The organism is Streptomyces sp. Rer75 (genome assembly GCF_013414305.1).
In the GTDB taxonomy this organism is placed as follows: Bacteria; Actinomycetota; Actinomycetes; order Streptomycetales; family Streptomycetaceae; genus Streptomyces; species Streptomyces himastatinicus.
Genome location: NZ_CP058693.1, coordinates 7,858,041 through 7,867,624, shown reverse-complemented (window position 1 = coordinate 7,867,624; position 9,584 = coordinate 7,858,041). Strand labels below are relative to the sequence as shown.

9 protein-coding genes are annotated in these 9,584 nt (G+C 70.7%); 3 read left to right on the top strand and 6 right to left on the bottom strand.

What is annotated here, in order from left to right; all coding sequences use genetic code 11:
* Positions 1-50: 50 nt before the first annotated feature.
* From asnB to fabD, 3 genes are all read right to left on the bottom strand, one after another.
* Positions 51-1,994, bottom strand: a complete 1,944-nt coding sequence (asnB, locus tag HYQ63_RS45060; protein ID WP_257232312.1) for an asparagine synthase (glutamine-hydrolyzing) — start codon at positions 1,992-1,994, stop codon at positions 51-53.
* An 81-nt stretch (positions 1,995-2,075) separates the two neighbouring features.
* Entirely contained in the window at positions 2,076-2,333 is a 258-nt protein-coding gene (locus HYQ63_RS33915; protein ID WP_179937584.1) for an acyl carrier protein, read from the bottom strand.
* Between the two features lies 1 nt (position 2,334).
* On the bottom strand, positions 2,335-3,306 hold the full coding sequence (gene fabD, locus HYQ63_RS33910) for an ACP S-malonyltransferase (protein WP_257232311.1): 972 nt from the start codon (positions 3,304-3,306) through the stop codon (positions 2,335-2,337).
* A gap of 250 nt (positions 3,307-3,556) precedes the next feature.
* Here fabD and HYQ63_RS33905 point away from each other — a divergent pair, with 250 nt between their 5' ends.
* The 3 genes from HYQ63_RS33905 (at position 3,557) to HYQ63_RS33895 (ending at position 6,437) form a co-directional block, all read left to right on the top strand.
* Positions 3,557-4,321, top strand: a complete 765-nt coding sequence (locus tag HYQ63_RS33905) for a thioesterase II family protein (protein WP_179937583.1) — start codon at positions 3,557-3,559, stop codon at positions 4,319-4,321.
* 68 nt (positions 4,322-4,389) lie between these two features.
* Positions 4,390-5,094, top strand: a complete 705-nt coding sequence (locus tag HYQ63_RS33900; protein ID WP_179937582.1) for a response regulator transcription factor — start codon at positions 4,390-4,392, stop codon at positions 5,092-5,094.
* On the top strand, positions 5,091-6,437 hold the full coding sequence (locus HYQ63_RS33895) for a cell wall metabolism sensor histidine kinase WalK (protein WP_179937581.1): 1,347 nt from the start codon (positions 5,091-5,093) through the stop codon (positions 6,435-6,437). The genes HYQ63_RS33900 and HYQ63_RS33895 overlap by 4 nt, the downstream gene beginning before the upstream one ends.
* Positions 6,438-6,482: 45 nt before the next feature.
* Here HYQ63_RS33895 and HYQ63_RS33890 read toward each other — a convergent pair whose 3' ends face one another.
* Genes HYQ63_RS33890 through HYQ63_RS33880 form a run of 3 tightly spaced genes read right to left on the bottom strand, consistent with a single transcriptional unit; the run spans position 6,483 to position 9,525 of the window.
* Positions 6,483-7,385 carry a LysR family transcriptional regulator gene (locus HYQ63_RS33890; RefSeq protein WP_179937580.1) on the bottom strand — a complete coding sequence of 301 codons (903 nt, stop codon included), beginning with the start codon at positions 7,383-7,385 and terminating at the stop codon, positions 6,483-6,485.
* Positions 7,345-8,889: an MFS transporter gene (locus HYQ63_RS33885; protein WP_179937579.1), complete on the bottom strand. Its 1,545-nt coding sequence runs from the start codon at positions 8,887-8,889 to the stop codon at positions 7,345-7,347. The genes HYQ63_RS33890 and HYQ63_RS33885 overlap by 41 nt, the downstream gene beginning before the upstream one ends.
* A 30-nt stretch (positions 8,890-8,919) precedes the next feature.
* Positions 8,920-9,525, bottom strand: a complete 606-nt coding sequence (locus HYQ63_RS33880; RefSeq protein WP_179937578.1) for a flavodoxin family protein — start codon at positions 9,523-9,525, stop codon at positions 8,920-8,922.
* Between the last annotated feature and the right edge of the window lie 59 nt (positions 9,526-9,584).

Below are 9,584 nucleotides of genomic sequence, written 5' to 3'. Positions count from 1 at the left end.
AGAAGTCGCCGCGGAAGAGGGCGTGGCGGGAGCCGGCGTGGCGGCGGGATTCATCGCGTTCCTCCGACGGACAGCCGGGACAGACGGTGGTCGACAGCGGTCCGTATCTCCATGCGCGACTCGGGCTCCGCGCTCACACGGTCCTCGCGGTTCCGCACGTACTGGTGGTTGAGGACGGCGGTGGAGAGCAGATAGACGAACGCCTGATCCTCTTTGGTGCTGATCTCGGGATCGGGAGTCGACATGACCTTGTTGACGAGCTTGCGCGCGAAGACCGGGTCGACGCAGTCGAGATGGGCGAGTTCGGTGTCCGAGAGCAGCAGTTCCATGTAGTCGGGGCGCCGGTCCTTGAACGCGGCGGCGCCCGGTGCGCGATACGGCTGTTTGGGCCGGGTGAGGCTGGATTGGGGCAGTTCGCCGTGGAACGCCTTCTTGAGGATGGCCTTCTCCTGGAATCCGTCGTCGTAATGGAGGTTCACGGACGCCGCCGCCCGCACCACGGCCGGGTCGAGGAACGGGCAGCGGTTCTCCACGCTGTGCGCGAGGCTCATCCGCTCGCCCTGGGTGGACAGCAGATAGCCCGCGAGGAGCGTCTTGTATTCGAGCCACTGCGCCTTCTGGGTCGGCGACAGCGCGGCGTAGCCGGGGGTGGTCCGGACGAGGTCGAGGACGTCCCCGAACGGCTCGTCGCGGTCTTTCAGCAGCCGTGCCGCGAACCGGCCGTTCTGGTAGCGGAGTTCGTGCGAGAAGAGCCCCGGCAGCCGTTCGGTGGAGAACTGGCTGAAGAGTCCGGTCAGATGTTTACGGTGACCGGGCCCGAAATGGCCGAGTTCGGGGTAGAGGCTGCCGAGCTTGGCCGCCTTCTCCTCGTCCGACAGCTCGTTCCACGACGTACGCAGCAGGGTCTCGCGGAACAGCGAATAGCCGAGGAACGCCTCGTCGGCCCCCTCACCGCTCAGGATCACCTTGATGCCGCTGTCCCGCACATGGCGCGACAGCAGATACATCGGCACGAACGCGGTGCGGAAGGCGGGGACTTCGGCGTGGTAGACCGCCTCGGGGAAGTTCTCCGCGATGTCGGCGCTCGATATGGCGAGCGACGAGTGGAGCGTGCCGAGGTGCGCGGCGACGCTGCGCTGGCTGCCCGACTCGTCGAAGGTCTTGTCCTCGAACTCCACCGAGAAGGTGCGCACCTGGTTGCGGGAGAGGTCGGTGGCGAGCTTGGTGACGATGGACGAGTCGAGTCCGCCGCTCAGGTAGACGCCGACCTCGACATCGCTGCGCAGCCGCAGCTCGACGCTCTTGCGCAGTTCCTCGCGGACGAAGGCGGCCGCGTCCTCCTCGGTTCCGGTGAACGGGGGCGCGTCGACGCGCAGCTGTTCGTACGTGCTCAGCGTGCGCCGCTCCCCGCGCACGGTGAGGAGGCCGCCCACCGGGACCTGGCGGATGTCGCGGAACGGGGTGCGGTCGGGCAGCGGCGTCCAGACGGCGAAGATCGACGCCAGCTCCCGGGGGTCCAGCTCGAAGCGGAAGCCGGGGAACGCGCGGAACGCCTTCATCTCGGAGGCGAAGAGGAACGCGTCGGAGCGGTCGGCGTAGAAGAGCGGGCGTTTGCCGTACCGGTCGCGGGCGAGGAAGAGTTCGCCGGTGGCCGCGTCCCGGATCGCCAGGCCGAAGGCGCCGTTGAAGCGGGTGAGGCAGGCGGGCCCCCACTGGATCCACGCCTGGAGCACGACCTCGGTGTCGGAGTGGGTACGGAACGTCCGGCCGAGCCCGCGTAACTCGTCGCGCAGCTCGATGTGGTTGTACAGCTCGCCGTTGAAGCAGATCCAGTACCGCCCGGTGCGGTCCGCCATCGGCTGTGAGCCCGCGGCGATATCGATGATCGACAGGCGGACGGCCCCCATCGCGATGCCGTCGTCGAGGTAGTACCCCGCCTCGTCCGGGCCGCGGTGGTGAATGAGTGACAGCATCGAGGTGATGACCCGGGGCACGGCGTCACCCTGGAGTTCAGCGGAAAGGAAACCGGCAAGTCCGCACATGGCAGTCCTCTTACGGGGTGTCGGGTCGGCGAGTTACCGGGGGTTCGGCTCGGCGAGCTTGCGGGCCACGAAGTCGTCGATCGAGGAGAGGGAGACGAAGACATCGGTGAGGATGTCGGCCTCGTCCATCTGGAACGCGAACTCGTCCTCCAGGAAGTTCATGAGCTGGATGTAGCCGAAGGAGTCGATGACCCCGGCCTTGAAGAGATCGGTGTCGGCGTTCAGATCGCCGCCGAACTCGACCAGAAAACGTTCCTCGATGTACTGCTGGATCTTCTCTGTCCTGCTCATATCAGGGCCCTGATTTCTCGTTGAGGGACGGGGCGTGAACTGCGGCCGCACGGATCTTTTCCACCATGCGAAGGAGCGATTTTCCGCCCACTTCTTCGCAGACGAACCGGGGGTCGCGGGCGAGCAGATGACGGACGCTGTCCGTCCAGCGCACCGGTTCGACGAGCTGCTGGCTCAGCGTCGCCACGATCGCGCCCTTTTCGTAGGGGCGTCCGCTGACGTTCGCGACCACCTCGGCCGCGGGCTCGGCGAAGGTGAATTCCTTGAGGTAGCGCTCGAACTCCGCGCGGGCCGGCTCCATGTACCGGGAGTGGAACGGCGCGCTGACCCGCAGCGGGGCGAACCGGATGCCGCGTTCCGTGAACGAGGTGTGGGCGGCGCGCAGCGCCTCGGCCGGACCGGCGATGACGAGCTGCGCGTCGGTGTTGAAGCCCGCGATGTCCAGACCTTCGACACCGTCCTGCCCGAGGATGTCGAGCAGTCGTGGCGCCGGTGTGTCCATCACGGCCGTCATGCCGCCGCCGGAGGCCGCCGCCATCAGCTCGCCGCGCTTCTTGACGAGCCGGAGGCCGGTCTCGAAGTCGAACACCCCCGCGGCCAGCAGGGCGTTGTATTCACCGAGGCTGTGCCCGAGATAGCAGTCGGCGGGCGGGTCCTCGCGCCGTGTGCGCTCGAACATCTGTAACGCGTTGACGGTGTAGAGCGCGGGCTGTGTGTATTCCGTGCGGGACAGCGCGTCGTCGGGGTTGTCACGGCACAGGGCGACGAGGTCGTAGTCCAGTACGTCACAGGCGAATTGGGTGAGTCCGGGATAGCGCTCGAAGGCATCCTTGCCCATTCCCCGGAATTGCGAACCCTGTCCGGGAAAAAGAATCGCAAAAACCATGGCGCCTTTCAGGTGGACACCAGAAGAAGAGCCGGTTAATGAGCTCGGCCCTAAATCAGCATCGAGGAAACGCGTCGACCCATGCAAGGGGCACCCATGTGGCGAACGTTACACTGTCGCATTTTGCCAAACTAGTGATGTCCCTAGTGCTCTCTGGACAGCGGCAGAAATGAGACTGCCCTGACTAATTCGCGTGCTTGACAGCCACCGCACACCACAGGATTACTGAATTCCCGCCACGCGACCCGCCATCACACGCATCCGCCACTCGCCATCTCGCCATCTCGCCATCACACGCAACCGCCATCACGCGACTCCGCCACCGGAAGGTCACACCATGAGCGCCCCGATCACCGACCCCTGGCTCCAGCCGCTGCGGCCCGCCGAGCAGTCCGCCGCGGTGGCTCCGGAGCACCGGGACCGGCTGGTGTGCTGGCCGCCCGCGGGCGGCTCCGCCACCTTCTTCCACGCCTTCGCCGCCGCACTCCCGGAGGCCGACGTCTGGGCCGTGCAGCCCCCGGGCCGGGCCAACCGCCGCCGCACACCGCCCGTCACCGTGCCCGATGAGGCCGTGGACGGCGTCCTCGCCGCGCTCGACAAGCTGCCGCCCACCGACGGTCGGCTGATCTTCATGGGCCACAGCATGGGCGCGGCCATGACCCACCTCCTGGCCACCCGCGCGCCCGCGCCCCCGGATCTCGTCGTCCTCTCCGCATGGCCGGTTCCCGGCCGGTTCGTACGGCACCCCCTCGGCAAGCCGGCCGCCGAACTCGGCACCGACGATCTCTTCGCCTTCCTGCGCTCCCTGGACACCCCCGGGCTGGCCGATCTGGACGACGCCCTCGTGGCCGAATATCTCCTCCCGCCCCTGCGGTCCGACCTCCTCCTGGGCGAGGGCCTCGCCGCCATGACCGACCGCACCTGGACCAAGTCCCCGGTCCTCCTCGTCGCCGCGGACGACGACCCGGTCTTCTCCCCCGCCGAGGTCGCTGCCTGGGGCGATGTCGTGGATGTCCGCGAGCGCGTCCACCTCGGCGGCGGTCACTTCGCCCTCTCCGCGCACGTCGACACGGTGGCGGAGGCCATCCGGCGCGCGCTGTAGCCGCGGGGCCCGGCCGACGGCCGAGATAGTACGCTCCGCCCCCGGAGCGGGGCTGCCAAGATGAGCGAATGATCTACCCAGCCGATACACAACGGTCGACTGCGGATCAGACACGGCTGTTACTGGTCGAGGACGACCGGGAGACCGCAGACATGCTGGCCGAATTGTTCGTCTCAGAGGGCTACGACGTCGATGTGGCATTCGACGGCCACCGGGGGCTCCATCTCGGTCTCGGCAGGCGCCATCAGGTGATGGTCATCGACCGGATGCTGCCCGGCCTCGACGGCCTGGATCTGGTGAAACGATTACGGCGGGTCGGTGTCACCACCCGGATCCTGGTGCTGACCGCGCTGGGCGAGCTGGGCGATCGGGTCACCGGCCTCGACTCCGGAGCGGACGACTATCTGGTCAAGCCCTTCGAAGTGGACGAACTGCTGGCCAGGGTGCGGGCCCTGCACCGGCGCGACCTCGCGGACGCCGAAGTCCTGCCGCTCGGCGACGGGGACGGCGGGCAGCTGGATCTGCGGCGCCACGAGGTCTGTCTCGCCGACGGCAGCCGCGTCGAGCTGTCCTTGCGCGAGTTCGGCCTGCTGCACGCGCTCGCGGACGGCCCCAAGCGGGTGCACGACCGCTCCCACCTGCGCGAGCGCGTGTTCCCCGATACCTCGGCGGAGTCCATCGTCGATACGTATGTCTACTATCTGCGGCGGAAACTGGGCCGTGACGTCGTCCGTACCGTGCGGGGGCGCGGCTACCAGATGGGCACGCTGTGATCTCCCTTCCGGTCCGCATCCCGCGCCGCACGGCTCCGAGCCCCGAGCAGCGCAGGCTCGCCTCCGCCCAGTGGTCGATCACCCTGCGCATCTCGCTGGTGATGTCGGTGATCATGTTGCTGGTCGTGGCCATCGTCTACTCGGTGGTGCTGTTCGCCCAACGCGCCGACGCGGAGCGCGAGACGCAGTGGGGCATCCGGCACAACACCGTCGACAGCCCACCGATCTGCATGTGGATCACCGTGGAACGGGACGGGGTGGTCCGCAGCACCCGCGGCATCCCGGACGGCCTGCCCGTGAGGTCCAGCCTGACCGCGGTCCGCGCGGGCGCGCCCCCGGTGCTGGAGCGGGTGGAGCGCGGCGGCGAGCAGTACACGGTGCGCACCGCGTGGCGCGGCGACGCGGTCGTACAGGCGGCGTACGGCGAACGGTTCCAGCGCGCCGACCGCGAGCATCTGCTGCTGGCCTTCGCGACGGCCGAGTCGATCGGTCTGCTGCTCGTCGCCGCGGCGAGCGGCATGCTCGCGCGGCGGGCGATGACGCCGCTGTCCGAGGCCCTGGACCGGCAGCGGCGGTTCGTCGCGGACGCCAGTCATGAACTGCGCACCCCGCTCACCCAGTTGCACACCCGCGCCCAGCTGCTGGCCCGGCGCTGCTCCGGTGCGGAGTGCCCGCAGCAGCTGACGGCCGACCTCCAGCGCCTGGTGACCGGGACCCGGCAGCTCGGTGACGTCATCGACGACCTGCTGCTGTCGGCGCGGCTGTCCCAGTCGCCGGGCTCGCGCGATCCGGTGGACGTCGCCGCGCTCGCCGAGGAGGCGGTGGCCGCCGAGGACGCGCGGGCCCAGTCGATGGGGCTGGCGGTGCGGCTGCGGCAGGGTCAGGGGACGCATGTGGTGATGGGCACCGCACCGGCGCTGCGCCGGGTGATCGCCGCGCTGGTCGACAACGCGATGGGGCACACCCCGCCCGGCGGGGAGGTCGTGGTGTCCGTGGACGCCCCGCGTCCCGGTGTCGTATCGCTGTCCGTACGCGACACCGGGGTGGGGTTCGCGCCCGAGGAGGCCGATCGCCTCTTCGAGCGGTTCGCCCGGGGGACGGCCGGGCGCGGCAGGCGGTTCGGGCTCGGTCTGGCGCTGGCCCGGGAGGTGGTCGAAAGCCATCGGGGACGGATCACCGCCGGAGGGCGGCCGGGGCACGGCGCGCTGTTCACCGTCGAACTCCCGGCGGCGCGGACGGGTGATGCGGGGGATGGCACAACCAGTGACGCGATTCCGCGGCAGCGGTCGATCTCGGCGTGCCTGTCCGTGGTGGCCCGCCAGCCGGGCGGGCCGGGACGCTGAGCTCCGTCCATACGGACCGCCGACGGCCGTACGCAGGCCCGCCGCTCATGAGGCGCGCGGGCGGCACCAGTCGAGCGCGCCGCCGTCGATGTCCTCGGCCAGCCCGGCCAGCGGCGAGCCCGCCGCCCACACCAGCCGGGTCCGGCGCCACAGCCGCCCGTTGGCCAGCCGCTTCAGGGTGATGCCCGGGCAGCGGTCGCCCGGTCCGACGAAGACGCCGACCGCGTTCCCGGCGCTGACGATGGCCGCCGCGGTGGTCTGGTCGGCGCCGAAGTACCGGAACCGCGGGGTGAACCCGGCCCGCTCGCAGGCGATCCGCAGGCTCAGGCCGAGGCCGTCGGAGCGGTCTCCGGGGGCGACCCAGATCTCGTCGGCCAGTTCTTCGAGGGTGATCAGCTGCCGGTGGGCCAGCCGGTGACCGGGGGCCAGTCCGATCAGCACGGGTTCGGTGCCGAGGTCGCGCACGGTGAACTCGCGGACCGCGGGCGGCCCGACGTCCGGGAACTCGCTGATGACCGCGAGCGCGATCTTCTCGGTGCGCAGCAGCTCCAGCACGGCCTGGGAGGAGGGTTCCAGGTAGGTCAGCTGTTCGTGGTGCGGCAGCCGCTCCCGGATGAGTGCGGCGATCCGCGGCACCCAGGGGTTGTCCACGCCGCCCAGCGCGACGGCCCGCGGCGGTTCGGCCGGCTGGGCGAGCGTACGCGCCGTGGCGAGCAGATCCCCGAACTCGTCGAGCAACTCCCGGGCCCGGCCCACCACATGGACGCCCAGCTCCGTCGGTACGACACCCTGCGGGCGGCGCCGGAACAGCGGCCCGCCCAACTCCTGCTCGATCCGCCTGAGTTGGGTGGAGAGGCCGGATTGCGCGATTTTCAGCGTGGCGGCCGCGCGGCTGATGCTGCCGGATTCAGCCACGGTGAGCACGATCCGCAGGTGGCGCAGACCCATATCCACTTCCTGCCTCCCTCGGTGATGGTCGTGGCCGGAAATAGCCGATGACGAGCACGGCACCGGCCAGGGACAGCAGCGCCGTCCAGGTGGCGGTGACGTACAGGGCGTGCAGATAGGCCCGGTCGGCGGCGGCGAGGAGATCGGGCCGGTGCAGCGACGCCGCCACCGCCCGGGTGGCCTCCGCGGAGTCCAGCGCCCGGTCCCGTGCCCCGGGGGCCAGACCGTCGAGCGCGGGCCGGATCTCCCCGCGGTAGGACGTGGCGAGCACCGAGCCGAGGACCGCGACCCCGAGCGTGCTGCCCACGGGCCGGGTGGCGGCGCTGATGGCCGCGCCCGCGCCGGTGTACCGCGCGGGCAGGACGGCCATCATCTCCGCCGTCATCGGCGCGACCACCAGCCCGATACCGGCACCCTGCGCGAGCAGCACCGCGGCGATCGCGGCCACCGGGGTGTCCGCGTCGAAGAACACGTAGGCGCCGAAGGTGGCGCTCGACAGGAGGATTCCGGCGACCGCGCACCAGCGGACGGTCAGCAGCCGGGCCAGCCCCGGGGAGATCTGGTTGCCGAGGACGATGCCGCCCGCGGCGGATGCCATCACGGCCCCGGCGGCCAGCGCCGACAGGCCGTGCACCCCTTGCAGATAGAAGGCGCAGTAGAAGAGCTGCCCGGCGAGCCCGAAGAAGAGCAGCAGCAGCGTCACGCTGCCGCCCGCGAAGCGCGGCTCGGTGAACAGGCGCACGTCGAATCCCGGCGCCTCGCGGCGGCCCTGCGTCGTGACGAACACCGCCAGCAGGGCGAGCCCCGCCACCAGCGGCAGCAGCGCGGCCGGGCTCGACCAGCCGGACGGGCGGCCGCCCTGGATGACGCCGTACACCACCAGGCCAAGACCCAGCACGGAGAGCAGCAGCGCCGCCGGGTCGAGCACCCTGCGCTCGGCGTACCGCAGTTCGGGCACCAGCAGCGCCGCACCGGCCAGGCATACGGCCACCACCGGCAGGTTGACGAGGAACACCGAGCCCCACCAGAACCGGGTCAGCAGCGCACCGCCCACCACCGGCCCGAGCGCGACGGCCGCGCCGCCCGCGGAGGCCCACACTGCGATGGCCCGGGTGCGGTGGGCGGGCGCGGTGCCGCGCGTGACGAGCGCCAGCGTGGCGGGGGTGATGAGCGCGCCGCCCGCGCCCATGAACCCGCGGGTGACGATGAGTTCGGTGGCGCCGGGCGAGAACGCGGCCAGCGTGGAGGCGACGGCCAGGAGCAGCAGCCCGGCGGTCAGGGTGCGACGCGGCCCGTAGCGGTCGGCGAGGGCGCCACCGGCGAAGCTGCCCGCGGCGAAGACCAGTGAGTACGAGGCGTTGGCCCACGCCAGCTCCGCGGAGTCGGCGCCGAGCCCGCGTACCGGGTCGGCGAGGGTTTCCATCGCCACGTTGAGGACCGTGTTGTCCAGCAGGACCAGCGTCTGCGCCAGGACCGCCACGGCCACGGTCCACCACTGCTTCACGGCGTCGCCGCCTTCATGGTGTCGCCGCCTTCACGGTGTCAGCGCTCGTCTGCCCGCGACGAGCGTCCGGGTGACCTCCGCGACCCGGTGGCCGAGATGTTCCGCGGTGGCGAGGTCGGACGGGTGCACCGTGCCCGTCCGGTCGTCCACGGGGGACTGCGCGCCCGCGCCCTGGTAGAAGCCGAGCCGGTTCAGGTCGGATTCGCTGCCGCGGGTGGAGTTCCAGCCGGAGGGGAGGCCGAGGGTGACCCAGAGCATGCCGTGCTGTGCGGCGAGGGTGGCGAAGTAGCCGAGGGTGCCCGCCTTGTCCCCGGCCATGGAGCCGGAGGTGGTGAATCCCGCCGCCACCTTGTCCTGCCAGCGGCGGCCGAGCCAGCGCCGGGCGCTGGCCTCGGCGAAGGTGTGGAAGGCGGCGGAGGCCGTGCCCATGTACGTCGGCGCGCCGAAGACGATCGCGTGGGCGTCGTCGAGCAGTTGCCAGTCCTCATCGGTGATCCGGTCGACCCGGACGAGGGTGACCTTGGTGTCCGGGGCCCGGCTCGCCCCGGCGCGTACGGCCTCCCCCAGCGTGGCGGTGTGTCCGCGTCCGCCGTGGCAGGCGAGGGCGATGTGTACCGGGTCGGTCAGGGCGGTCAAGCCGGCCTCCTCGAAAACGCCGTTCCGGGTCCGGTTCCAGGGGGTGTCCGCAAAGCGTC